Annotated in this window: 22 protein-coding genes and 1 pseudogene; 2 read left to right on the plus strand and 21 right to left on the minus strand. The window is 53.5% G+C overall.

Going from position 1 to position 25,529, the window contains the following annotated elements; translation table 11 throughout:
• Positions 1-194: 194 nt before the first annotated feature.
• From PSSD_RS11670 to PSSD_RS11695, 6 genes are all read right to left on the minus strand, one after another.
• Positions 195-992, minus strand: a complete 798-nt coding sequence (locus PSSD_RS11670) for an SDR family oxidoreductase (protein ID WP_058972354.1) — start codon at positions 990-992, stop codon at positions 195-197.
• 11 nt (positions 993-1,003) lie between these two features.
• Positions 1,004-2,071 carry an ABC transporter permease gene (locus PSSD_RS11675; RefSeq protein ID WP_058972355.1) on the minus strand — a complete coding sequence of 356 codons (1,068 nt, stop codon included), beginning with the start codon at positions 2,069-2,071 and terminating at the stop codon, positions 1,004-1,006.
• Positions 2,072-2,089: 18 nt separating this feature from the next.
• The gene (locus PSSD_RS11680) at positions 2,090-3,610 is read right to left on the minus strand and encodes a sugar ABC transporter ATP-binding protein (RefSeq protein ID WP_058972356.1); all 1,521 of its coding nucleotides are present in this window, start codon (positions 3,608-3,610) and stop codon (positions 2,090-2,092) included.
• Positions 3,611-3,619: 9 nt separating this feature from the next.
• Positions 3,620-4,231, minus strand: coding sequence for a DUF2291 family protein (locus PSSD_RS11685; protein WP_058972357.1), 612 nt, complete (start codon positions 4,229-4,231; stop codon positions 3,620-3,622).
• Between the two features lie 44 nt (positions 4,232-4,275).
• Entirely contained in the window at positions 4,276-5,211 is a 936-nt protein-coding gene (locus tag PSSD_RS11690; RefSeq protein WP_058972358.1) for a D-ribose ABC transporter substrate-binding protein, read from the minus strand.
• 65 nt (positions 5,212-5,276) lie between these two features.
• Positions 5,277-6,074, minus strand: a complete 798-nt coding sequence (locus PSSD_RS11695; RefSeq protein ID WP_058972359.1) for a GolD/DthD family dehydrogenase — start codon at positions 6,072-6,074, stop codon at positions 5,277-5,279.
• Between the two features lie 374 nt (positions 6,075-6,448).
• On the opposite strand from PSSD_RS11695, the gene PSSD_RS11700 reads away from it, so the two are divergent.
• Positions 6,449-7,270 (plus strand): DeoR/GlpR family DNA-binding transcription regulator, encoded by an 822-nt coding sequence (locus PSSD_RS11700; RefSeq protein WP_058972360.1) that lies wholly within the window; start codon positions 6,449-6,451, stop codon positions 7,268-7,270.
• Between the two features lie 63 nt (positions 7,271-7,333).
• Here PSSD_RS11700 and cheZ read toward each other — a convergent pair whose 3' ends face one another.
• From cheZ to otsB, 15 genes and pseudogenes are all read right to left on the minus strand, one after another.
• On the minus strand, positions 7,334-7,975 hold the full coding sequence (gene cheZ, locus PSSD_RS11705; protein WP_039337377.1) for a protein phosphatase CheZ: 642 nt from the start codon (positions 7,973-7,975) through the stop codon (positions 7,334-7,336).
• Positions 7,976-7,984: 9 nt separating this feature from the next.
• On the minus strand, positions 7,985-8,374 hold the full coding sequence (gene cheY / locus PSSD_RS11710) for a chemotaxis response regulator CheY (RefSeq protein WP_007892562.1): 390 nt from the start codon (positions 8,372-8,374) through the stop codon (positions 7,985-7,987).
• A gap of 39 nt (positions 8,375-8,413) precedes the next feature.
• Positions 8,414-9,463, minus strand: coding sequence for a protein-glutamate methylesterase/protein-glutamine glutaminase (locus PSSD_RS11715; RefSeq protein WP_058972361.1), 1,050 nt, complete (start codon positions 9,461-9,463; stop codon positions 8,414-8,416).
• Positions 9,460-10,335, minus strand: a complete 876-nt coding sequence (gene cheR, locus PSSD_RS11720; protein WP_039337373.1) for a protein-glutamate O-methyltransferase CheR — start codon at positions 10,333-10,335, stop codon at positions 9,460-9,462. Before cheR ends, PSSD_RS11715 begins: the two co-directional genes overlap by 4 nt.
• 90 nt (positions 10,336-10,425) lie before the next feature.
• Positions 10,426-12,104, minus strand: a pseudogene (locus PSSD_RS11725) (methyl-accepting chemotaxis protein).
• A gap of 166 nt (positions 12,105-12,270) precedes the next feature.
• Positions 12,271-13,941: a methyl-accepting chemotaxis protein gene (locus PSSD_RS11730; RefSeq protein ID WP_058972362.1), complete on the minus strand. Its 1,671-nt coding sequence runs from the start codon at positions 13,939-13,941 to the stop codon at positions 12,271-12,273.
• Between the two features lie 268 nt (positions 13,942-14,209).
• A complete protein-coding gene (locus PSSD_RS11735; protein WP_058972363.1) occupies positions 14,210-15,886 on the minus strand; it encodes a methyl-accepting chemotaxis protein in 1,677 nt (558 codons plus the stop codon).
• Positions 15,887-16,053: 167 nt separating this feature from the next.
• Positions 16,054-16,551 (minus strand): chemotaxis protein CheW, encoded by a 498-nt coding sequence (cheW, locus tag PSSD_RS11740; RefSeq protein WP_039337364.1) that lies wholly within the window; start codon positions 16,549-16,551, stop codon positions 16,054-16,056.
• A gap of 22 nt (positions 16,552-16,573) precedes the next feature.
• Positions 16,574-18,541: a chemotaxis protein CheA gene (gene cheA, locus PSSD_RS11745; protein ID WP_201023811.1), complete on the minus strand. Its 1,968-nt coding sequence runs from the start codon at positions 18,539-18,541 to the stop codon at positions 16,574-16,576.
• Between the two features lie 10 nt (positions 18,542-18,551).
• Positions 18,552-19,583, minus strand: a complete 1,032-nt coding sequence (gene motB, locus PSSD_RS11750) for a flagellar motor protein MotB (RefSeq protein WP_058972365.1) — start codon at positions 19,581-19,583, stop codon at positions 18,552-18,554.
• Positions 19,580-20,467: a flagellar motor stator protein MotA gene (motA, locus tag PSSD_RS11755; RefSeq protein WP_039333403.1), complete on the minus strand. Its 888-nt coding sequence runs from the start codon at positions 20,465-20,467 to the stop codon at positions 19,580-19,582. Before motA ends, motB begins: the two co-directional genes overlap by 4 nt.
• A 131-nt stretch (positions 20,468-20,598) precedes the next feature.
• On the minus strand, positions 20,599-21,177 hold the full coding sequence (gene flhC, locus PSSD_RS11760; protein WP_039333405.1) for a flagellar transcriptional regulator FlhC: 579 nt from the start codon (positions 21,175-21,177) through the stop codon (positions 20,599-20,601).
• Positions 21,177-21,527 (minus strand): flagellar transcriptional regulator FlhD, encoded by a 351-nt coding sequence (gene flhD, locus PSSD_RS11765; RefSeq protein ID WP_039333407.1) that lies wholly within the window; start codon positions 21,525-21,527, stop codon positions 21,177-21,179. Before flhD ends, flhC begins: the two co-directional genes overlap by 1 nt.
• Before the next feature lie 955 nt (positions 21,528-22,482).
• Positions 22,483-23,919, minus strand: a complete 1,437-nt coding sequence (gene otsA, locus PSSD_RS11770) for an alpha,alpha-trehalose-phosphate synthase (protein WP_039333410.1) — start codon at positions 23,917-23,919, stop codon at positions 22,483-22,485.
• Positions 23,916-24,704 carry a trehalose-phosphatase gene (otsB, locus tag PSSD_RS11775; RefSeq protein ID WP_058972366.1) on the minus strand — a complete coding sequence of 263 codons (789 nt, stop codon included), beginning with the start codon at positions 24,702-24,704 and terminating at the stop codon, positions 23,916-23,918. Before otsB ends, otsA begins: the two co-directional genes overlap by 4 nt.
• Before the next feature lie 516 nt (positions 24,705-25,220).
• Between otsB and PSSD_RS11780 the strand changes: the two genes are divergently transcribed.
• Complete coding sequence (locus tag PSSD_RS11780; RefSeq protein ID WP_418903600.1) at positions 25,221-25,514, plus strand: hypothetical protein; 294 nt, start codon at positions 25,221-25,223, stop codon at positions 25,512-25,514.
• The last annotated feature ends 15 nt before the right edge of the window (positions 25,515-25,529 follow it).

The following is a 25,529-nucleotide window of genomic DNA, read 5'->3' on the forward strand; positions in this document are numbered from 1 at the left end:
ACGATGGAACATCCCTGTTCCAGCGCCACCTTTCGCCCGCGTCCTGCGGGCTCTCCTGGCATACTCACTCCGTTCAGCGCTGCGGATGCCTGCCCCAGCGCAACCCCTGCTTGCTCATCAGCTTCATTGCGCTTTGATAAAAAGGCGCAATTTTTAAGCCTGGAACAACACTTGCTTCTAGCAACTGATGTGACTCACGAAAATATCAGCCCGCCATCCACGTTAATGGTTTGCCCGGTGATATAGCGTGCATCGTCAGAAGCGAGGAAAGCCACCAGCCCGGCCACATCTTCGGGTTGGCCGGCGCGCTTCAGCGGGATATTTTCCACCCACTCGGCCATCAACTCTCCTTTACCGTACTGCTTTTTATCACTGCTGAGGATTTCCCCCCACACGCGGTCGTTGTAATCCCACATCTCGCTTTCAATAATGCCGGGACAGAAGGCATTGACGGTGATATGCCAGGGCGCTAATTCCAGCGCCAGGCTCTGGGTAATACCAATTACCCCCATTTTGCTGGCGGCGTAGTGCGGCGTGTAGATAAATCCCTGCCTTCCCTGCCCTGACGAGGTGTTGATCAAACTGCCGCTGCCCTGTTTCACCATGTACTTGGCCGCCTCGCGACAGCACAGCCAGACACCGGTGGTATTGACCGCCAGAATCTTTTCAAAGTCGCTTTTCGGCATGGCGTCAAAGCGATCAATGGTAATCACCCCGGCATTCTGGATTGAGACATCGATGGTGCCAAAGCGCTGTGCGGCCTGCTGATACAAGCGCTGCACGTCGGCCTCATCGGTGACATCCACCTGCAACGGTAAGATTTCACTGCCGAATTTTTCTTCAATCTCTTTTGCCGTGGTGAAGACTCGCTCTGAGTTTGACACCATCACCAGTTTTGCCCCATCGCGCGCAAAGCGGGCGGCGATGCCGGCCCCTATGCCACGGCATGCGCCGGTTATCACCACTGTCTTTCCACTAAAATCGCGTGTCATATTGCCTCCTGTTATCCATGCGTTGCTTCAGGCAGGGCGGCCGAATGCTGCTTTTTTTCATGTCTGCGCAGCAGCACCACCTTACTTTGTAATTTTTGCTGGAACTGATCGATGACCACGGCGGTGACAATCACCAGCCCTTTAATCACCATTTGCCAGAAATCGCTGACGCCCATCATCACCATGCCATCCGCGAGGAAGACGATGACAAAGGCACCGATGATCGAGCCTGATACACGACCTCGACCTCCCGCCAGCGCCGTCCCGCCCAATACCGTTGCCCCGATGGCATCCATCTCGAACATGTTGCCGGTCATCGGGTGTGCTGTTTGTAATTGCGAGGCGACGATCAGCCCCACCAGCGCGGCACACAGGCCTGAGAAGGCGTACACAAAGACTTTCACTTTGATGATTGGCACACCCGCCAGACGGGCAGCAGACTCATTGCCACCCGTGGCATAGATGTAGCGTCCCAACGGTGTTTTTCGTGTCAGGTAGAGGCCCAGCAGTAAGAAGCCCACCATCAGCCAGATGGGGATATAAATACCTAACAGACTGCCAGAGCCGAGAAAAGCAAAACCGGTGTTGCCCAGTGCAGGCATGCCCACCAGATTGGCGTAGGTGCTGCCATCGTTAAACAACAGTGCCGCACCGCGGGCGACGTACATCATGCCCAGCGTACAGATAAATGGCGCCACGCCGAGACGAGTGACCACCGCGCCGTTGATTAAGCCCAGCACGATACCGAACAGCGCCACCACCAATATCACTTCCGGGACATTAAAGAACAGCGTATTGCCACCCCACAGCGGCACACCATTGGTGAGTAACGCCCCTGCGACCATGCCGCAAATCCCCGCTACGGCACCCACCGAGAGGTCGATGCCGCCGGTGAGGATCACCAGCGTCATCCCGATCGCCAGTAAACCGGTGATGGCCACGTGCTGCGTCATAATTAGCAAATTGGAGGTGGTCAGGAAATTCGGCACCATAAAACTGAAAAAGCCGACCACGATCAGTAAGGCGATAAAGGTACGCGCCTTAAGTAAGTACATATAGAGCAGGTATTTCTGGTTCATCGGTTATTCTCCTGCGGCTCAATCATGCGGCGTCGAGGCGCTAATCAGGGCTTCACGTGTCGCCGCGCTGCGCGGTAAATCGGCGGTAATGCGGCCATCCGCCATCACCAGAATGCGATCGGCCAGTGCCATCACCTCGTCCAGTTCGGAAGAGGAGAACATCACCGCCAGACCCTGCTGTGCGAGGTTGCCAATCAGGTGGTAAACATCGGTTTTCGCCCCGACATCAATGCCGCGCGTTGGCTCGTCCAGCAACACCACCTGCGGGCCGGTCATCAATGCCTTACCCAACACCACTTTCTGCTGGTTGCCGCCGCTTAAGGAGGTGATTGGCAGTTCTGGGTCGCTGACCTTGATGGCGAGGTGGCCAATCATTTCATCCACCCGCGATTGCTCTTTTTGTGGGTTGAGCAGCCGCAAGGCGCGACGAAAACCGCGCAGGCTGAGGTCGCTCAAGGTCATGTTGGCGGTGATGGACATCAGCTGCACCACGCCTTCGGTCTGTCGATCTTCGGGAACTAAAGCGATGCCTTTTTTCAGCCGCTGCTGGAAGTTACTTTTATCCAGCGTGGCGCCATTGAGGCTGACGCTGCCGGACTGGCAATGCATCATGCCAATCAGCCCTTTAAACAGCTCAGTGCGTCCCGCCCCCAACAAGCCATAAATCCCGATCACCTCCCCTTTGCGCAGTGAAAACGACACATCATTCAGCTTGTAGCCGCCGTTCTGATGCAGCGCGGTCAGGCCGTTGACGTTCAATACGGTTTCACCCTGCGGGGCCGGTTGGTAATCGAAGTGTTTTTTCTTGTCGCCCACCATTTGTTCAATGATCCAGGGCACCGAGGCGTCACGCACATCGCGCTCGCTGATAAAGCGCCCGTCACGAAAAATGGTGATGTGGTCACCAATCTCCATCAACTCCTCCAGCCGATGGGAAATGTAGATGATGGTGACACCGCGGCGTTTGAGCTGGTCAATCACGTTGAACAACACTTTCACTTCCGACTGGCTCAGTGCGCTGGTGGGTTCATCCATGATCAGCACGCGCGTGTCCTTCGACAGCGCCCGCGCGATCTCCACCAGTTGCTGATGACCGATGCCCAGTTCCCCTAAAGGCGCATAAGGATCGACATCCAGCTCCAGTCGCTCCAACAGGGATTTCGCCAGTGCGTACTGATACTTCTCGTTGATCACGCCACGCTGGAAAAACTCATTGGCAATAAAGATGTTGTCCATCACGTTCATGTTGGGGAACAGGTTCAGCTCCTGGAAAATAATGCTGATACCGTGTTTTTCCGCCTGATGCGTCGAGTTCAGCGTGACCACTTCGCCATCCAACAGGATGTCGCCCGAGGAAGGCGTTTCGACCCCCGCCAGCATCTTCATCATGGTGGATTTGCCCGCACCGTTCTCACCGATCAGCACATTCACTTTGTTGCGATAGACGCGGTAATTCACCTGATCGAGTGCCGTCACGCCGGGATAAATGCGTGACACATTGCGGGTCTCGATAATCACGTCCGATTGAGGATTCTGCATGCCCGCTCCTTACTGCCGGGTGATGGCAGCGGGCGTCACATTCGGCACCTGCTGTGGGATATCAAAACTGCTAAACACACCAGATATCTGAACTTTATCGCCCACCTTCGGCTTGAAGTTATTCATCATGGTGGCCGCTTGTTGGTTTATCGCGCGGCTGTAATCACCGAACAGCACCTGATCGTTGAAATCCTGATAGCTCGCCCCTTTATAGGCATCACGCAGAACCGTGCCTGGGAAAATCGGGCCGATTTGTACCGTCACATCGTCACCGGAGACATCCTTCACGGTCATGCGGCCGTTACGTGACGTGGTGTTGACTGCCGTCACTTCGCCACTCACCTTGACACTGAATACGCAGGGGTTCTCCTCCTGCGAACGGTAGCCATAGGTTTTACAGGCGCTGTCAAAATCGTTGGTCGATTTCAAGGCATTCAGCAGCTCAGCGACCGGTTTCGCATCATGCTCGACCTGCGGTACCAGTTTTTGCTGCCAGGTCTGTGCAATGTTGGCCATCTTAGGATTCGGGGGATTTTTCAGGTCGGCCAGCTCCTGCTGCGACACAATGCGGCAACCGCTAAGGATCACGACAGGAAGCAGTAACCAGAGTCGTTTGTGCATCATTTACTCCTGGACGCCCGCAATGCGGGCGTACCGATGATTAATTACGACTTGTAGTTAAAGTCCTGTACGCCTTTGGCATTGTCTGGGGTAATCAAGATGCCGCGGAACATCACGCGCTGTTTCTCTGGCTTGACGCCTTTCTGGATAAAGTTGTCGAGGTCCGTCACTCCCTGCGCGGCAATGGCTTGCGCCTGTAACATCACAGTGGCTTTCAGATCGCCTTTTTCCACCGCATCACGCTCATCATTACTGCCATCAATGCCCACTACCGTCACATCGGTGCGGCCTGCAGCTTTCAGCGCGGCAATCGCACCTAATGCCACCGGACCGTTGCCGCAAATCACCCCTTTCACATCGGGATGCGCCTGCAGGATGCTGTCCATGATGCGCTTGCCATCAATCAGGGTGCCTTTAGCATCCTGACGCGCCACGCTTTTCATGTCGGGGTACTGGTCCAGCACCTGGTGGAAGGATTTAGAACGCGTCACGCAGTTGTTGTCAGCAAGGTTACAGGTCAACTCGGCATAGCTGCCCTTCTCGCCCATTTTCTCAACAAATACGTTGGCGACATCGGAACCGGCCTGGAAGTTATTGTGCGTGATTTGTACCAGCGCCACGTCATCCACCGGGATTTCACGGTTGATCAGCACCACCGGAATACCGGCCTCTTTCGCTTTTTTGATGGCGGCTACGCTGGCGGTTGAGTCAGCGTTATCCAGTACGATCCCCTGCACTTTTTTACCGATAGCGGCATCGATCAACTCACTTTGTTTTTTCACATCTTCGCCGTGCGACAGCACGCTGGTTTTATAGCCAAGCTCTTGTGCTTTGAGGTTGGCACCTTTGGCTTCGGAGGCGTAATAAGGGTTATCAAGGGAGTTAACCAGAATCATGATCGTGCCTTTATCGGCAGCGAAACTGGCTTGAGCAAACAGGCAACTGGCAATGGCGGTGAACAGCAGGGTACGTTTTTTCATCTTCGTGTTCTCTCATTGTTTTGTCGTTATGGTAGGGGTGAGGCCTTACTGGTGCTGGCGCGGTGTTACCAGATGGTGAAACCACCATCGATCATTAAATCTGCGCCGGTGATCATGTCGCTGCCGTTGCTGGCGAAAAACAGTACGGCGGCGGCGATTTCATCGGTGTAAGCAAAGCGGCCTAAAGGGATCAGTTTTTTCATCTGCTCGCCCTTCTCACCGCGCCAGGCTTTTTCCCCCATCGGCGTCAGTACCACGGTGGGTGACAGGGTGTTGACGTTGATGCGATGCGGCGCGAACTCTTTCGCCATCACTTTGGTCATGCCGAGCAGGCCGGCTTTTGCGGAGCTGTAAGCCACGTGATTATCAATAGCGATAGACGCAGCCTGAGAGGCGATATTGATGATTTTGCCGCCCTTACCGGCGCGTACCATGCGCTTGCCCGCCGCCTGTGAACAGAGGAAAGGGCCGGTGAGGTTAACGGCTATCTGCTTTTGCCATTCGGCAACGTCGGTTTCCAGTACCGGCTGCAACATCACATAGCCGGCGCAGTTCACCAGAATATCGATGTGGCCGTAGTGCTGTTCAACCTGTTCAAAGGCCGCCTCGACAGACGCAGCGTCAGTCACATCACAGCACACCAGCAGCACGCTATCGGCGGAGAACTGATCTTGCACTGCCGCCACTTTGTCACTTTCGAAAGGCGGGTATAGCAGTGCCAGCCTTGCCCCTTTCTCCAGCAACATGGCGTTACTCGCCATGGCAATCCCACCCAGCCCGCCAGTGACCACCGCCACTTTGCCGGTTAAATCCAGGTCGGTGTTTACGCCGTAGCGCAGGTTGACATCGTATTCCCCACTCATCCTCTCTCTCCTGTGCGTGCCCGGCAGCTCTGATAATGTCTGGCCGTGTGAGTACATGGCTTTATTGATTTTCGAACAAAAATATAAGCTATCGTTTCGCAATGGTTTGTGGAGGAGATCAAATTTCATACAAATGATATGAATTAATTTTATATTGTTGTTTTATCTATAAATGTCAGATATAAGCCATTTTTTATATAGAAATAATGGTTACAGAGACAATGAGAAATCAATCGCATGGCTTTTTCTTATTTTCATTCGAAAATGTACATTTGTGCAGGTTGCCTCGCAAATCCTCAAGGCGCAGAGTAAAATCATCTCGGGTTTTCTTATGGGCAAAACCAGACCGTGATTGGAAAGAGGGAGCATTTCGATTGAAAAGCAAAACTGAGCAGCTGGCTGATATGCAACAGCGCCGTGAGAAGATCCTGGAGATGATCCGTGAAGACGGCACCGTCACGGTAAAAGCCTTGACCGATACCTTTGGCCTGACCGAAGCCACTATCCGTACTGATTTACGCATGCTGCAAAAGGCTGGACACGTCCAGCGCTATCACGGTGGTGCCACCCTCATGACCGGTAAACAGAATACCGGCGCACTGCTGCTGGAACGTCAGACACATCTCGATGAGAAAGAAGCCATTGGCCGCCTGGCGGCGCAGCATGTGGAAAATGGCGACACGGTGATTTTCGATTCCGGTACCACCACCACCGCGATTGCCGAGGCGATTGGGCATATCCGTCGTTTATCCGTGATTACCACGGCGGTAAATATCGCACTGAAACTTGGTGGGGAGCCCGGAATCAATATCCTTTTGACAGGGGGAACCTTCAAATTCCCGACGCTCTCCACCTCAGGGGAAAAAGCCGCCTCCTTCTTCGAGAACGTGCTGGCAGAGAAACTGTTTCTCGCCACCGCCTGTATCTCGCCACGTCTCGGCCTCAGCTTCCCGAGTGAAACCGATATCAAAGTGAAAATGGCGATGATCAACTCCGCCAGCACGGTTTACGTGGTGGCGGACTCCAGCAAAATCGATAAGGTGTCGATGTTCGCGCTCCCCTGCGAATGGAGCAAAATTCATTATTTGATCACGGACAGCGGGATTACCGCCGCTCAGATTGCCGCATTTGAGGCGTTGGGTGTGCAGGTGTTAGTGGCAGGTATTGAAGAGATGAAAAAGCGCGCCGTATTTTAACGGCGGCTGACGAAAATGGGACGTGTTGTGGCCTGTGGGGCGGCCAGTTGACCGCCCGTCGCATCAGAACCCTAAGCTATCCAGCAGGTCATCGACCTGGTCCTGGTTCGCCACCACACCGGGTGCATTGGCATGGATCTGCGGACCATTCAGCAGACTGCTGGCATCTTTACGCGCCGCTGCATTGGCTTCTGGCATATTCTCCAGCAGCACCATCAGCAGTTGACGTTCGATCTCCTGGATCACATCCATCATGCGCTTGATTACCTGACCGGTCAGGTCCTGGAAATCCTGCGCCATCATGATTTCCAACAATTGCTTGTTGGTATAAGACGTGTGTCCCGGTACGTCGGTCAAAAATTGACGCGTATCCGAAACCAACTCACGCGCATCAGTCAGTTCAATCGGATTTTCAAACCACGCATCCCAACGGCCTTTCAGCTGGTTGGCGCTGGATTCCATTTGGTCCTGGTGTGGCTGCGCGGCTTCTACGCAGTTCAGCGCGCGTTCTGCCGCTTGCGCCGTCATTTGCACCACGTAATCCAGACGGTCACGCGCGTCCGGAATGGCTTCCGCCGCTTCGGCAATCGCCTGGTCTAACCCCAATTCGCGCAGGCTGTCACGCAACATGCGCGTCAGCGAGCCGATACGGGTAATAATGTCGTGTGCCGAGGCTTCTTCGGTTGGTTTCGGAAGGTCGCTCATCACATCTCCTTACATACCCAGTTTTTCGAAAATTTTGCCCAATTTCTCTTCGAGTGTTGCCGCAGTAAATGGCTTCACGACGTATCCGCTGGCACCGGCTTGTGCGGCTGCGATGATGTTCTCTTTCTTGGCTTCTGCCGTCACCATCAGCACCGGCAGTTTGCTCAATGCGGCATCGGCACGAATCGTCTGCAGCAGTTCCAGACCATCCATGTTTGGCATATTCCAGTCAGAGACGACAAAATCAAAGCCGCCAGCACGCAGTTTGGTCAGTGCATCTACACCATCCTCTGCTTCTTCAACGTTATTGAATCCCAGCTCTTTCAGCAGGTTACGGACGATACGACGCATCGTATTGAAATCATCCACCACCAAAAAGCGCATATTTTTATCAGCCATATCTACTCCTGTGTTGTCTTGTCCGGCAGGACCGGCTCGTTAAATTCGCAATGCCTGTCCGGCGCTAATTTTCGCCAGCATATGCTGGCTGATGTGTCCTAAATCGACGACTTCACTGGCACCGCCCATCGCAATTGCTTCGCGCGGCATACCAAATACGACGCAGCTGGCTTCGTCCTGCGCGATGGTCCAGGCACCCGCGCGATGCATTTCCAGCATCCCGGCGGCACCGTCATTTCCCATCCCGGTCAGAATCACGCCCACTGCATTTCGTCCTGCATGAACCGCAACCGAACGAAACAGCACGTCAACCGACGGCTTGTGGCGGTTCACGGGTGGTCCATCATTAAGTTTCACCACGTAGTTTGCGCCGCTGCGGCCTAACTCCATGTGCATAGCACCGGGCGCAATATAGGCGTGACCGGGCAGAATACGCTCACCGTCTTCCGCCTCTTTTACGGTGATCTGGCACAGCTTGTTCAGACGCTCGGCAAAGGAACGCGTGAATCCCGGTGGCATATGTTGCGTGATCAGCAGTGCTGGGCTGGTGGCAGGCAGCGGTTGAAGCACATGGCGAATGGCCTCTGTGCCGCCGGTTGACGATCCGATGGCAATCAGTTTTTCACTACTCAGCAACGGACCGGCTTTCAGCGTCACCTGGGCTGGCGTAGCAGGCCGCGCATGCAATTTCGCCCGCGCCGCGGCACGAATTTTGTCAGCGATCATCTGGCTGTAGGCCAGCATGCCCTCACGAATGCCCAACTGCGGCTTGGTGACAAAATCCACCGCACCTAACTCCAGCGCGCGCAGGGTCACTTCCGAACCTTTTCCGGTCAGCGAAGAGACCATCACCACCGGCATTGGGCGCAGACGCATCAGCTTCTCCAGGAAGTCGAGGCCGTCCATGCGCGGCATTTCCACATCCAGTGTCAGCACCTGTGGGTTGTACTGTTTGATTAAATCCCGCGCCACCAGGGGGTCCGGTGCCGTCGCGACCATCTCCATATCGGCATGGCTATTGATGATCTCGGTCATCAACTGGCGCATTAACGCAGAGTCATCCACGCACATTACGGTGATTTTGCTCATCGTCTTTCCTTGGTCAATCCATAGACTGTCTGTCCACGCAGCCAGAACTCTTTACTGATCTGGCTGAAGTTCTCTGAATGGCCGGCAAACAACAAGCCGCCCGGCTTCAGCAGGGGAACGAAACGGCGCAAGATTTTCTCCTGCGTCTCTTTATCGAAATAGATCATCACGTTACGACAGAATATTGCGTCGAACGGACCCGGCAACGCCCAGTCGTTAGCCAATAGGTTCAACTGCGAGTAATTCACCATGCCAGCCAGCTCAGAGCGCACACGCACCATGCCTTCATGTGGCCCGGTGCCGCGCAGGAAAAAGCGCTGCAGCTGTGATTGCGACAAGGTGCGCAGCTCTTCCTGGCGATAGACACCCGCCACGGCCTTTTCCAATACTTGCGTATCGATGTCGCTGGCGTGCACCTGGAATTTACCCGGTCCGGTGCCTAGCGTTTCCGCCAGCGTCATGGCGATGGAGTACGGCTCTTCGCCGGTTGAGGCGGCGGTACTCCACACGCTGTAACTGCCACTGCGCTTACGCGCATGATCCGCGAGGATCGGGAAATGGTGCGCCTCGCGGAAAAATGAGGTCAGGTTGGTGGTCAGCGCGTTGATAAACGCCTGCCACTCAGCACTGTTCTGGTCTTGCTCCAGCAACGCCAGATAACGACCAAAATCATCAATATTCAGCATGCGCAAACGGCGCACTAAGCGGTTGTAAACCATCTCCCGCTTATGATCGGCCAGCACAATACCTGCGCGCTGATAGATCAGCTGGCTGATACGACGAAAATGAGTATCTGAGAGCGGCAGGCGCTGCACCATTTGCGAGAGCAGCGTTGTCGCTTCACTTTGATCCAATAACGTCGATTTCTTCATGTCAGGTCACCCGGCAACAAACTGATTAAATTGTGATACTGCGGTTACTGCTGTGCTGCCAGTTGGGCCGCCTTGCGGCGGCCACTCGGATTAAAAGGTTTCCCAGTTTTCGTCCGCGTTACGTGTACCTGCCGGTTGCGCCAGCGCTTTTGGCGCGGCTGAACGCAAAATTTTTGGCGCTGTAGTTACGTTAACGGCCTGAGCGACAAATTCTTTACCAATATTGAACACGGCAACCGACTGTTTCAGTCGACTGGCCTGATCTTCCAGTGCCGCCGCTGCCGTCGCGGACTCTTCCACCAGCGCGGCGTTTTGCTGCGTCACCCGATCCATTTCGTTCACCGCTAAGCCCACCTGGTCGATCCCGCGGCTCTGCTCATCGGACGCAGAGGCGATTTCGCCCATGATGTCGGTCACACGCGTGACGGCATTAACGATGTTGGTCATGGTTTCGCCGGCGCTTTCTACCAGCACCGAACCGGTGTTCACGCGGCTCACCGAATCCTCAATCAGACCTTTGATCTCTTTTGCTGCCTGGGCGCTGCGTTGTGCCAGGCTGCGCACTTCGCCCGCGACCACCGCAAAACCACGGCCCTGTTCACCGGCACGCGCGGCTTCAACCGCGGCGTTCAGCGCCAGGATATTGGTCTGGAAGGCGATGCCATCAATGACGCTGATAATGTCGGCAATTTTCTTCGAGCTACCGGTGATCTCTTTCATGGTGGTGACCACGCCATCGACCACTTTGCCGCCGTGCTGCGCCGTTTCTGAGGCGGTCAGCGCCAGCTGTGAAGCCTGACGGGCGTTTTCGGCGTTCTGTTTCACCGTAGCGGTTAACTGCTCCATGCTGGCGGCAGTCTCTTCAAGCGAAGCTGCCTGCTGCTCGGTGCGAGAGGAGAGATCGTTGTTGCCCATGGCGATTTCACTGGCGCCGGTATAGATGGCGTCTGAACCATCACGCACGGTACGCACGGTGTTAGACAGCTCCTGCTGCATATGCTGGAGCGAGCTGAGCAATTCGCCCATCTCGTTACGCATGCTGACATCAATCTGCTGCGTGAGATCACCACGCGCGATATGGCGGATATGCTCAATACTCTGTTTCAGAGGACGGATCAGCACGTTACGCATGCCATTCCACACCAGCAGAATCACCAGGAAGGTCACCAGCAACGTGCCGAGCACCAACATGATGGAGTGTTGATAAGCACTTTCGTTGGCATCGATACCCTGCTTGGCCAGTACGATGTTGTGGGCCAGCCAGGCGTTGTAATCGGTTTCAAACTTATTCTGGAAACCCTGCGTCGGCTGGTCGACGAAACCTTTGAAATTTCCTGCACCCAGGAAATCAATCAGCTCAGCCAGTGCACCACGGAAGGCTTTATAGTTCGCCTGTAACGTCAGCACGTTTTCGGCAGACTTGCCTTTTTCAGACAAGTTGGCGTTGAACTCAGCAAACCCTTTGTCAGCGGTTTGTAACTCCTCATTGGCCAGTGCCACCAGTTCTTTCACGGTCGCGCCTGAGCCAGCCTGCTGGCTGTCCAGCAGATAGCGGATCCCTGCACGGTTCAGCGTGTTACGCGCCTGAACCAGTGATACCCAAGAGGTGCCCATTGCCCGTTGCAGCGTGCTGAGACGCTGGTTGTAAGCAAAATTCTCTTTATCGGCTTTCACCGTGGTAAAAACATCCCTCCGGAAAACAGCTGCAGCAAGGCAAACAAGGCCAGCACACACAACAGCCCGGAAACGACTCGAATACGACTAAACATAAACACCTCATTGGTTGGCGGATCGCTCCTGTTATCGGCCTTCGCGGGGGGATCTTTACGGATGATGTGACGGGTTGGACCAGCGGGAATTAGGGAGGAATCGGGATAAATTGGCTTTAGGGGGTAGATAAGCGGGAGAGGGGTAGATTCCCCCCTCCCTCAACGCTTAAAACGTTTCCCAGTGGCTGTCACTCACCGGTGCTGTCACTGCTTTACGTGGTGTTTTCACCGCTTGCGGCGCGATCTGAGGATGACGCACCACCACCTCTGCTTGCGCAGCACGCGGCACGCGGAAGACCGCCACCGACTGGCTCAGTCGGCTGGCCTGCTCTTCCAGTGAAGCCGCAGCAGCAGCGGACTCTTCCACCAACGAAGCGTTCTGTTGTGTCACGCGGTCCATCTCAGTGACGGCCTGACCGACCTGATCGATTCCCCGGCTCTGTTCATCAGAGGCTGAAGCAATCTCGCCCATGATATCGGTGACGCGAGTGACCGCCCCGACGATATCGTTCATGGTTTCACCGGCGGTGCCCACCAGCTGTGAACCGCTATTGACGCGGTTGACCGAATCTTCAATCAATCCTTTGATCTCTTTGGCGGCCTGGGCACTGCGCTGTGCCAGATTACGCACTTCACCCGCCACCACGGCAAATCCACGCCCCTGTTCACCCGCACGTGCGGCTTCAACCGCGGCGTTGAGTGCCAGAATATTGGTCTGGAACGCAATACCGTCGATCACGCTGATAATGTCGGCGATCTTTTTCGAACTGCCTGCAATGTCATGCATGGTACGCACCACGCCATCGACCACTTCTCCGCCTTTACGTGCCGTATCGGAAGCGCTCAGTGCCAACTGCGATGCCTGACGGGCATTCTCCGCATTTTGTTTCACGGTAGCGGTCAACTGCTCCATGCTGGCTGCCGTCTGCTCCAGCGAGGCCGCTTGCTCTTCGGTACGCGCAGAGAGGTCGTTATTACCCGCTGAGATTTCACTCGCCCCGGTAAAGATGGCATCGGAACCGTCACGCACGTTGCTGACGGTACGCACCAGCGACTGCTGCATCTCATGCAGGCTGGCCGCCAGCTGGCTCATCTCATTGCGCCCTTCCACCGTGATGTTCTGCGTCAGATCGCCAGAAGCGATATGGCGAATATGCCCCAACAGCTGATGCAGCGGTTGGATCAGCACGCTACGCAAGCCAAACCAGCAGCCAACAATGACAAACACCACCACCAGCGCAACAAACGCCAGCAACCACATCATGGTGTGGAAAGCGCGCTGGTTCTGCGCCACACCTTCCGCCGCCAGAACGCTCTGTGCGGTGCGCCACTCGGCATAAGTCGCTTTCATCTTCACCTGTTTGGCTTCGATATTCTGATCAAACATACCTTGCAGGTCGTTAGCTTTTAGACGATCCAGCATCGCTTTTAAGCCATCGTTAAACGCCGCGTAGTCCGCTTCCAGTCGGTCGCGCAACGCGTCCGGTAAGCCTGGCGTGCCCGGCAGATCGTAATAACGCTGATAGTGCCCTGCGGCGACATCCAGCTGTTTTTCCGTCTGCGCAATCAGCGCCTGAAGCTGACCGCCGTTGGACTGTGCCGCCATAGTGCCCTGCATGCGCAGCATGGCGCGGTTCAATACGGTACGGGTCTGGTTGAGCTCAATCCAGGCATCGGACATCGCGCCAACGTTATTGGTGGAGGTCTGCGCGACGGCAAACGCCTCTTTATCTTTCTGTAAGGCAGACCAGAACAGCCCGCCCGACAGTAACTGCAAAGCGCCAAACACCAGCAAGACGGTGATAAGGCTGGTGACGACATTAATTCGTTTTAACATGGGTTCTCCAGAGGATGATGCGTTTCGGCTTCCGCTGTTATCGACCGCAGTTGTTAAAATTTGAGGGGCTTTAACGGCTTTTACGAAATATAATTCTGCCAATAAGTTTCTTTACAGAGTTTTATAACTAAAGAAATTGTCATTAAAAAAAATGCGCCTTTACCGCAGGAGCGATAAAAGCGCATCGTGGTTATCTATTCTTAGCCAGGCTATAACCTGCCGTCTGTAGGGTGCGGCACTTGTGCCGTCCGCCTACTCCCGCAATCGGTTAGAAGGTTTCCCAGTTGCTGTCACTTACAGGTGCAGTCACGGCCTTACGCGGCGCACTTAACACCGGTGGCGCAATCTGTGGATGACGAACCACAGCGCCGGCCACTGCAGGCTGTGCTGCGCGCGCAACCTTGAACACCGCCACAGACTGGCTCAGGCGGCTGGCCTGCTCTTCCAGTGAGGCGGCTGCGGCGGCAGACTCTTCCACTAGCGAAGCATTCTGCTGTGTCACGCGATCCATTTCGGTGACCGCCTGGCCGACCTGGTCGATACCGCGACTCTGCTCATCCGATGCAGAAGCGATCTCGCCCATAATGTCGGTTACACGCGTCACCGCACTGACGATTTCACTCATGGTGTCACCCGCCGTGCCCACCAGCTCAGAGCCGCTGTTGACACGACTTACCGAGTCTTCAATCAGGCTCTTAATCTCTTTCGCGGCTTGTGCACTGCGCTGTGCCAGGTTACGAACTTCACCCGCGACCACGGCAAAACCACGCCCCTGCTCACCGGCACGGGCCGCTTCAACCGCCGCGTTTAGCGCCAGAATATTGGTCTGGAAAGCGATGCCATCAATCACACTGATGATATCGGCAATTTTCTTCGAGCTACCGGCGATATCGCTCATGGTACGCACGACGCCAGCCACCACATTGCCGCCCTTCTGTGCCGTTTCGGACGCGCTGAGTGCCAGCTGCGATGCCTGACGGGCATTTTCGGCGTTCTGTTTCACCGTGGCGGTGAGCTGCTCCATGCTGGCTGCGGTCTGCTCCAGCGATGCAGCCTGCTCTTCAGTGCGCGCAGAAAGATCGTTATTACCCGCAGAGATTTCACTGGCCCCTGTGAAGATGGCGTCAGAGCCATCACGCACGTTGCTGACAGTGCGCACCAGCGACTGCTGCATATCATGCAGACTGGTCGCTAACTGCGTCATCTCATTGCGACCTTCTATCGCGATAGTCTGCGTCAGATCGCCCTGCGCAATATGTTGGATGTGTTGAATATTGTCGTTGAGCGGTTTAATCAATACCTTGCGTAAACCCACCCAGCACAGCGCAATCACGGCAATCACCACCACCATTACCGCACCCAGCAACCACATCATATGTTCGTAAGCTGACACGTTGGCTTGCACACCGGCTTCGGTCAATCGATCCTGATCGGCACGCCACTGGCTGTAATCTTTCAGGAACGCACTCTGGCTTGGTGCCACCGGCACTTTACCCGCCAGCACCAGATCTTTCGCCAGCAGCGCGTCCTGCATCTGCCTCAGTGCACTGGCATAAGCGCTGTAAGTCTGATCCATATGCTTATTCAGCTCGACATCCTGTCCTGGTGTATCTGGCGTTGCTTTGAACAGTTGGTAATTGTCCGCTGCACTTTTCTGAAACGCCTTGCTGTCGTCATACAGGCCAGCAATATCCGGCTCAGAACCGTTCAGTTTGCTGGTGGCCATACGCAACTGAATGCGGGTCAACACCACACGGCTCTGGTTGAGGCTCATGTAGGCATCGTTGATAGCAGCCGTATTATTACTCGCCAGCTGTGAAACGTTGAAACTGTTTTTGTCATCACTCAGCGCTTTGAAAAACAGTGAGCCGGATGCCAGTTGCAGAAAACCAAACACCAATAGCACCAGCAATAAACTGGTGACAACACGGATTCTTGTAAACATAGTTTGCCCTGGAAAAAGAAGAAAAATGACGCAGTTCAGTTATCGACCCATGGCGAGGAATATTGAGAGTAAATGCGGGGGCTTTTGGATTTTTTTTGTTGAATTACAAGTAATTAATTTAGGTTGGTGATGATAACGGGCCACAGAGATGCGGCCCGTTTGGGGCATTACGCGCTACGCAGTGTATCCACCAGCGCCATCTCTTCGCTGCTCAGCAGCTTTTCAATGTCGACCAGAATCAGCATACGCTCACCCAGCGCACCCAGACCGGTCAGGTATTCAGTGGACATGGTCACCGCGAATTCCGGTGCCGGGCGAATCTGATCCTGCGTCAGAGACAGCACGTCAGACACGCCATCCACCACGATACCGACCACACGGTGTTCGAGATTCAGGACGATCACCACGGTGTTTTCGTTGTATTCCACATCCTGCTGCGCAAACTTCACGCGCAGATCGATGATAGGCACGATCACGCCACGAAGGTTGGTCACGCCTTTGATGAATTCCGGTGTGTTGGCAATGCGCGTTACCTGATCGTAACCACGAATCTCCTGCACTTTCAGAATATCGATGCCGTACTCTTCGTCACCCAGGGTGAAAACTAAGAATTCCTGGCCCACGGTTTCGCCAGCGATTTTGGTCACGGTTGCCATGTCAGTCATTTTTTTGCCCTTTAATTATCTATTACGCTGCGGCACCGGCCACACGCTTTTCACGGTTCAACGATTGCAGTGCAGAGACATCCACAATCAGCGCCACGCTGCCATCGCCGAGAATGGTGGCAGCAGAAATGCCCGGCACTTTGCGATAGTTGCTTTCCAGGTTCTTAACCACCACCTGATGCTGACCAATCAGTTGATCGACCAGCAGTGCATAACGGCGGCCTGCGCTTTGCAGAATCACCACAATGCCTTGGGTGGCATCGGTTTTGGCGTTCTGTACTTCAAACACATTCCATAGCTCAACCAGCGGCAAGTATTCGCCACGCACTTCCAGCACACGCTCGCCACCGGCCAGCGGTTTCAGTTCTTCTGCGGTAGGCTGCAGTGATTCCATCACGGCGTTCAGCGGCAGAATGAAGACCTCATCTGCAACGCGGACTGACATGCCGTCCAGAATCGCCAGCGTCAGCGGCAGCAGGATGCGGATGGTGGTGCCTTTGCCTTGCTTCGAGGAGATCTCGACGTGTCCGCCCATCTCCTGAATATTACGCTTCACCACGTCCATACCCACGCCACGACCGGATACATCGGTGACCTGTTCAGCGGTTGAGAAGCCAGGCGCGAAGATCAACATGCCGACCTCTTCATCGCTCATGTTTTCGCTGACCGGCAAGCCTGAAGACATGGCCTTGGCCAGAATACGCTCGCGGTTCAGTCCGGCACCGTCATCAATCACTTCGATGCAGATGTTGCCGCCTTGGTGTTCCGCTGACAGCGTCAGGTTACCGACGCCCGTTTTGTTAGCAGCCAGACGTTTCTCTGGGGTTTCGATGCCGTGGTCAAGGCTGTTACGTACCAGGTGCGTTAACGGGTCGATGATGCGTTCAATCAGGCTCTTATCCAGTTCGGTAGAGCTGCCAAGCAGCGTCAGTTCCACTTCTTTACCCAATTTGCTGGCCAGATCGCGCACCAGACGTGGGAAGCGACTGAAGACATACTCCATTGGCATCATACGAATCGACATCACGGACTCTTGCAGATCGCGGGCGTTACGCTCCAGCTGACCCATGCTATTCAGCAGGTCGCCGTGTGCCACCGGGTCCAGTGCGCCTGAACGCTGCGCCAGCATAGATTGGGTAATCACCAATTCGCCTACCAGGTTGATCAACTGATCGACCTTCTCAACTGCAACACGGATGCTGCTGGATTCGCTGGCTTTTGCCGGTGCGGCCGCGCGTTTCGCTTCGCGTTTAGCGGGCGGCGTAATATCTGTCACGGTGGCGGTTTGTACTGGTGCCGGTGCGGCTTCCGCCACGGCTGAGGCCTCGGCTACTGCGCCTTCCGGGAACTGGATTTGCGCTTCATCCAACACGAAGCACAGCACCGCGACGATGTCATCTTTGCCCACGCCATCAACGGTGGCTTCCAGCGTGTTCGCGCCCTTCACTACGTTGCTGACGGTACCCAAGTTGCCAAGCTCTTCCAGCATCAACTCAGGCTCTTTCTCTTTCAAATCCACCAGTTTTAAGCGCAGACCGGCCGCTGCAACAGGGGCGGCGATTTCCACCACTTCGGCCACTTTCGGTGCTTCCGGCGCTATGCCTTTGGCTTCCAGCGCCAACTGACGCAGTGCTTCGCAGATGTATTTAAAGCTTTCTGCATTCGGTTCCTGCGCCGTTTTATAGGCATCGAGCTGTTCTTGCATAATATCTTTGGTTTCCAAAAACAGGTTGATGATGTCGGTGCTCAGCTGCATTTCGCCGCGGCGCGCACCATCCAGAATGTTTTCCAGGATGTGGGTGGTTTCCTGTAAAACCGTAAAGCCAAATGTACCGGCTCCGCCCTTGATGGAGTGGGCGGCGCGGAAGATGGCATTCAACTGCTCGGAATCGGGCTCCTGGGGATCCAATCCCAACAGGTGTTGCTCCATATCCGCTAACAGCTCATCGGCTTCATCAAAAAACGTCTGGTAAAAATCGCTGATGTCCATGCTCACGGGATCACCTCGGCTGTGAGGGTTGGTCTGGTGTCACCGCGCTCGCCGCTGGCTTATCCGCTGGAGCAGGTGTCACCACGTTGGTCGGCGCTGCCGGCTTCGCGGTTGAACCTGCCGGTGCAGTGGAGGCTGCCGGGCCGGTGGGTGCGGTAATGTCGGGAATAATTTGTGCCGGGTCAGTTACCTGCGCGGCATCGCTCTCAGAGTTCTCTTTTTCAATCGCAGCCTGGGTGTCGTGGTTCAACACCAGCAGACTGATACGGCGGTTTACGGCGTCATTTGAACCACGGTTTTTCAGCTTCATGGTGTCGGCCATGCCAACGACACGCAGCATTTTTCCACCATCCAGACCGCCGATAACTAACTCACGCCGCGAAGCATTGGCACGATCGGCAGACAGTTCCCAGTTGCTATAGCCACGATCGCCATTAGCGTACTGGAAATCGTCGGTATGACCCGCCAGGCTGATTTTGTTAGGGATATCGTTCAACACCGGGGCGATAGCACGCAAGATGTCACGCATATAAGGCTCCACCTCCGCACTACCGGTTTTAAACATCGGACGGTTTTGGCTATCGATAATCTGAATGCGTAGCCCCTCTTCCACCATATTGATGATTAAATGCGGGCGCAGTGCCTTCAGACGTGGGTCGGCTTCGATGAGTTGGTCTAATTTTTCGCGCAAGCGATTCAGACGAATCTCTTCCAGCTTCTTCTTCTGCGCATCCATATCGACCACTTTTTTCACTTCACCGTCTTTACGCGTTGGGTCGTCACCGCCACCCGGAATCGGGCTTTCACTGTCGCTGCTGCGCTGCCCGCCGGTTAATGCCACTTTCAGCGGCGTGCGGAAGTATTCAGCTATCTGGATCAACTCTTTTGGGCTGGAGATCGAGAGCAGCCACATCACCATAAAGAACGCCATCATCGCCGTCATAAAGTCGGCATAGGCAATCTTCCACGAACCGTGGCTGCCATGGTGACCTTTATGTTTGCGCTTTTTAACCAGCACAATGGGGCGATTGCCTGCCTTCATGAGTTCTGATCCGAAGTCTGTTTCGCTGGGTTTTTGGCGTTACGTACGTGCTCTTCCAGTTCTGAGAACGAAGGACGCTCAGCGGAGTACAGCGTTTTACGTCCAAATTCGACCGCAATTTGCGGGGCATAACCATTCAGACTGGAAAGCAGAGTCACTTTGACGCATTGCATCATCTTGGTGGTTTCAGCACACTTCTGACGGAGTACCGACGCCAGTGGAGAGATAAAGCCGTAAGCGAGCAAGATACCGAGAAACGTTCCCACCATGGCATGAGCCACCAGCGCACCTAATTCCGCAGCAGGACGATCAGCGGAAGCCAGCGCATGGACCACGCCCATAACGGCTGCGACGATGCCAAAAGCCGGTAATCCATCCCCCATGGCTGAGATACTTTGTGCCGGCACTTCACACTCGTGCTCATAGGTTTCAATCTCTTCGTCCATCAATGCTTCAATTTCAAAAGCATTCATATTCCCGCTGACCATTAATCGTAAATAATCGGTAATAAAATCCACCAACTGTTTATCGGCCAAAATACGCGGATAGTTAGCAAAAATTTCACTCTGGCTGGGATCTTCAATATCACGTTCTAATGACAACATGCCCTGCTGGCGTGATTTTGCCATCAGGCGATAAAGCAGAGCCATTAAATCCATGTATACAGATTTGTTATATTTCGAGCCGCGCATTAACAAAGGCAGCGCTTTTAACGTTTTTTTGATCGACTTGCCATTATTACCCACCAAAAAGGCACCAATACCGGCCCCGCCGATAATGATCAGTTCAGCAGGTTGATAAAGTGCACCTAAATGGCCACCGACCATCATATAGCCGCCCAACACGGAGCCGACGACCACGATATAACCCAGAATAATCAGCACAAAAAATCCTTACGTCCGTAACGTGTTGGTAGAAGTTAAGCCAGAGAGCCGCAGGTGTTATTCGGTGATCGTGGGCAAAAAAAAGCAGCGGGATTAACCGCTGCTGGATGCTTTCCACGATGCGAACAAATTTAAACGGCGCGTTTAACCTGTTCATCCAGCAGTTGTGGAAAGGTATCGGCAGAATCTGCAGAAAGTTTACGTCTTTTTACGGCACGCGATGGCGGCTGGCACAAGCTACAAACAAAGCTGCCCACCGGCTGATGCGCGTGGTTAATAAAGCTACCTCCACAGCATTTGCAGTCGGACAGTTCCAGCATGCCACTTTCAACGAATCGCACCAGGGTCCATGCGCGCGTTAGCGCCAACAGCGGGCCCTCGTCCGATTGCGGACATTGCTCAAGATACAGGCGATACGCCTTGATAACGGCTTCAACACCATTGCTCAGCCCGGTCTTCAACAAAAACTGCCAGGCATTACAGAACATGGATGCGTGAATATTTTGTTCCCAGGTCATGAACCAGTCGGTAGAGAATGGCAGCATACCCTTCGGTGGTGGCGCACCACGCAGCTCTTTGTACAGTTTAATCAGGCGACCACGGCTCAGCTGGGTTTCACTTTCCAGCATCTGCAGTCTCGCGCCCAATGTAATCAGCTCCATAGCAAGCTGAATATCGCGCGCTTCCTGAACAATACTTTTTTCGGTCATTACACCGCCCTCTTCTTCGCAGAAGCATCATCTTTCGAGGCGCTTCGCAGTAAACGGCTGGATAATAAAATACCGGTGTGGATTTGCTGCAAGTCATCCACGCGTGACTCTTGCGTCAAACGATTAATATGATTGTGATCAGTAAAGCGGAACTGGCAAACCAATTGGTTGGTTTCTGCTAACTTCACCATTTCCGGCAAAGTTAATTGCGACAATGCATCTGCCATCGATTCATCGATGCCTAAACGAAACATTGCTGAAGCTTTTTCCTGGTTAATTAAACGCTGAGCAAGAAGCAAATATGACAAATTGATGTCATATATATGTTTTAGTAATTCTGATGTACCCATTTTTTTCCATCCTGATAGACGCGACACATATACGGCCACAGAATTAAAGTTTCTATGGTTCGGGTTGCTGGTTGGTAAATCTAAAGATGGCAAAAAATAATCAGGCAAAGCCAACGTGTACTGAACTGTTTCACTTCCCGCCGGGACACTGATCAGTAGTAGTCAAAACTCCAGGCCATTCTTTTCTTGAGTTGTAACCATCTTCCGTGACGTCTGCTTACAGTTTTTTAAGACTAATCCGAAAACAACGCAAATCTATATCGTCTGATTTCTACATACAACGTGAGTGGCGCGAAATTTTAGATAAAGTGTGATCTAAGTCACACTTTTAAGGCAAATTTTTTCCTGGAAGCTTCAGGATTGCTTTTCTGTTGTGCGTTTTTTAAGCAAATTTGAATTGTTTCGCTAATATTTCACGGCTAAACAGAAGGTTTTAGCCTCTGCGGAATATTGTCATTACAATGCGATCTTTTATCTGTCACGTTGTGTTTATATTGCTATAACGAACCAAAAATCAGAAAAAACACAGAATAAAACTCCAACCCAGCCTAAAACTAATCGCTTTTAAATTAATCACTTACTGGGAATATTGCTGCAGGACATTAACAGGAGGTCGATAGCGAAGCGTGAAGACTGAGCGCAGCCTGCCTGGGAACTGTTAGGTCTTTGTAGGGAGTGTTTAGTGAACGGCAGTGGATGTAACAGTGCGTTACATTAGAGAAACGAATGAATTGAGGATTTTACGTATTGATGTAACCAAACTATCGGCCTGGCCAACCAAATCTTTAGGGTTGAGATGAAAAAAAAGCTTTTTGAGGGTCTGATTGCACGGTTTTTAACCAAAATGTGCGCTTTTAACTGTGGTCTCAGGCAGTTAACGCATCATAAAAAGCAAACGATTGCGTGGATTAATAATGGGGTGTGGAAACGGTGCGCATCCCTGCGCACCTGACAATTAGGCTAACTTTGGAAAGGTGGCGACCTTGTTGGCGGTTCCGTGATCGTCACTGCGCACTGGCAATGTGTTTAAATCCTCAAGAAAGCTCTCACGCCAGTGAGTGATATCTTGCTTGCGCAGCACTGCCATCATGTCGTTATAACGCGAGATACGCTCGGTGCGTGGCATCGTCAATGCCCGGTCCATGGCGGCTGCCACTTCATCCCGATCGTAAGGATTAACGATAAGTGCCGATGTCAGCTCATTTGCCGCACCCGCGAATCGTGACAGCACCAGTACGCCAGGATCGTCCGGGTCCTGCGCCGCCACATACTCTTTAGCGACCAGGTTCATCCCATCACGTAATGGCGTCACCAAGCCGACATCCGTCAGGCGGAAGATTTTCATTAACAAGCGACGGTCAAAGTGCTGATTCAGGTAATAGAGCGGCGTCCAGCCCAGGGTGCCGTATTTACCGTTGATACGCCCGGCTTCGGTTTCCAATTGATGACGAATATCCTGATAAGCCTGTACGTCACCTCGTGAGGTGGGCGCAATTTGCGAATAACGGATATTGCCGCGATGCTGCGGGAAATTCTCCAGCAGCGCTTCATAAGCCTGAAAACGCTCAGGCAAGCCCTTGGAGTAATCCAGACGTTCACTGGCAATAATATTCTGTAAGTCCCCCAGCTCACGCTTCATCGCGGCCATTTTCGGCGGCAAGGGCCCTTCTGCCATCTCTTTAATGCTGTCAGGCTCAATCCCAATCGGATAGACCTCAGTCATAAAGGTATTGCCGAAGGCACGGTGTTTCTTCTCGCCTTTATTCTGCAACTGCGTTAACTGGCTCAAGCTGTCGAGGAAAGCCACGCGATCGGATTCTGTCTGGAAACCCAGCAAGTCGTAGTCGCAAAGCATTTCCAACAATTCCTGATGTGTCGGCAACGCATTGAAGATTTCAGGCGTCGGGAACGGGATATGCAGAAAGAATCCGATACGGTTATTGATGCCCAGTTTGCGCAGCTCTGCGGCAAACGGTAGCAGGTGGTAATCATGCACCCATAAAACGTCATCGGGTTGCAGCAGCGGTTTCAGACGCTGCGCCAGCAAGGTATTAACGCGGCAATAACCCTCCCACGCTTCACGCTGAAATTGCACTAAATCGAGACGATAGTGGAATGCCGGCCAGATGACCGTATTGGAAAACTGGCAATAGTACTGATCATAATCGTTTTGATTGAGCGGGAGGGACGCATAAGTAATGCCATCATGTTCGACCTGCGAAAGTTCATCTTGCTCTTCCCCTGAGAACTCACTGATCTCCCCATTCCAGCCAAACCACAAGCCTCCGGTATTGTGTAATGCATCCATAATGCCTACTGCGAGCCCCCCCGCGCTGGCTTTGCTCCCATCCGGAATGGCAATACGGTTAGATACGACGACTAAACGACTCATAACCTTGACTCCTTACCGACGATGTCATGTTCTAGTTGTAATAATAGTTGCGCCAGCCACTGCCATACCGCATCAACACTGTTGAGACGGTAGCGCGCGTGACTGGCGCCTTCTCCGACTTTGACAGAGATGCCCTGCATGGCGTTCACTGCGATAAATCCTTTTTCGTCTGTCAGATCGTCACCCACAAATACCGGAATGCGCCCGATAAAGGGTGGCTCCTGCATAAACTCACGCACGGCGGCACCTTTATCGATGCCTTGCGGTTTCAACTCCACCACGCACTTGCCGGGCTGTAACGCCAGTGCAGGAAAGCGTGTCACGGCGTCTTCCGCCAGCTGCATGATCGATTTTTCATAGTCCGGTGCGTTGCGATAATGCAGGGCAAACGCCATCCCTTTCACCTCCAGCAAGGTACCCGGCCACTGATCTAGCGCCTGCTGCAACTCGATTTGCAGCGTTTGTGCAATGTCACCCGGCAATGTTTGTCGGTGCATTCGCCCACTGGCATCACGCCGCTCCGCACCGTGAACACCGGCGGCAGGTGCTTCCAGTGGTGCCACCAGTGCATCCAGTTGCGTAATGGGACGGCCGGAAACTAACGCCAACGCGCCGTGGCTCAAATTGGAGATTTGTTGCAGATGCTGACGCACTGATGCGGGAATGGAAACGAGTTCGGGCTGCGATTGAATCGCCGCCAACGTACCGTCGACATCAAAAAAGAAGGCATAAAGTCCACCTCTTAACGACGGCAAGATAGTGTTCTGGTTAACCGCAGGGGTCACGTCTCCTCCTGTATTTTGGCTGCAACAGGATGTTCGGAGTCAGGCTGGGTGTTTTTCAGTCCAGGAAGGTGAAATGGATCACGGGACTGAATGCGAGGAGATTTTGTCGATAACAGGGCAATTCGCTAGGTAACTCTCCACAAACAAACAACTTTATCGTATTCACTGCAACCTGACTGCGAACATCGTCAGCATTAAGTGTAGACCGGGATCACAGTTTTGCCAGGCACACAGGGTTTATTCGCCATTTAAGGTACAGTTTCGTGCCTTTCAGCGGCAAAAAATCAAGACAGCCTCTTTTATACGCTTCGCTTGGGTTTGCCTTTATTACCAGATTTTCCTCACTTGCATCCGCGCCGCCGATTAGCATATGGTGCGTCTACCGCGCGTGTTAAGGCGGAAATAAGGCCGGAAAAGGCCTATATCTGCGTCATTTGACGCCTTCAGGCAGGCATTCAGGAAGATGAGAATCCGATCAAGTTCACATTTTGGTGATGTTATGGCAGGTGGCTGCTGATGATCCCTCAGAGCTACAGTCAGCGCGTCCATTTCTATTACTGCATTCTGGTGGCGCTGAAAATCAATGCCAAATCGCGTAAATCAGGCGGCGTGCGCGGCAAGAATAATTTTTTGCTGAAATGGCTGCGCAACGCGCAGAACAACACCATTTTTCACCCCGATATCACCAGCGAAATTGAGTGGCTGCGCGGCAAAATTATCAGTGCTGGCCCGGACGCCGATTTAGAACCAATGCTGCAATACGTCTATGACACCGCGAAACGCGCAGAGACCATGCGATTAGGCTCGTAAACTCCCCTACGTAAC

Source organism: Type-D symbiont of Plautia stali (assembly GCF_001485335.1).
Classification (GTDB): domain Bacteria; phylum Pseudomonadota; class Gammaproteobacteria; order Enterobacterales; family Enterobacteriaceae; genus Pantoea; species Pantoea vagans_C.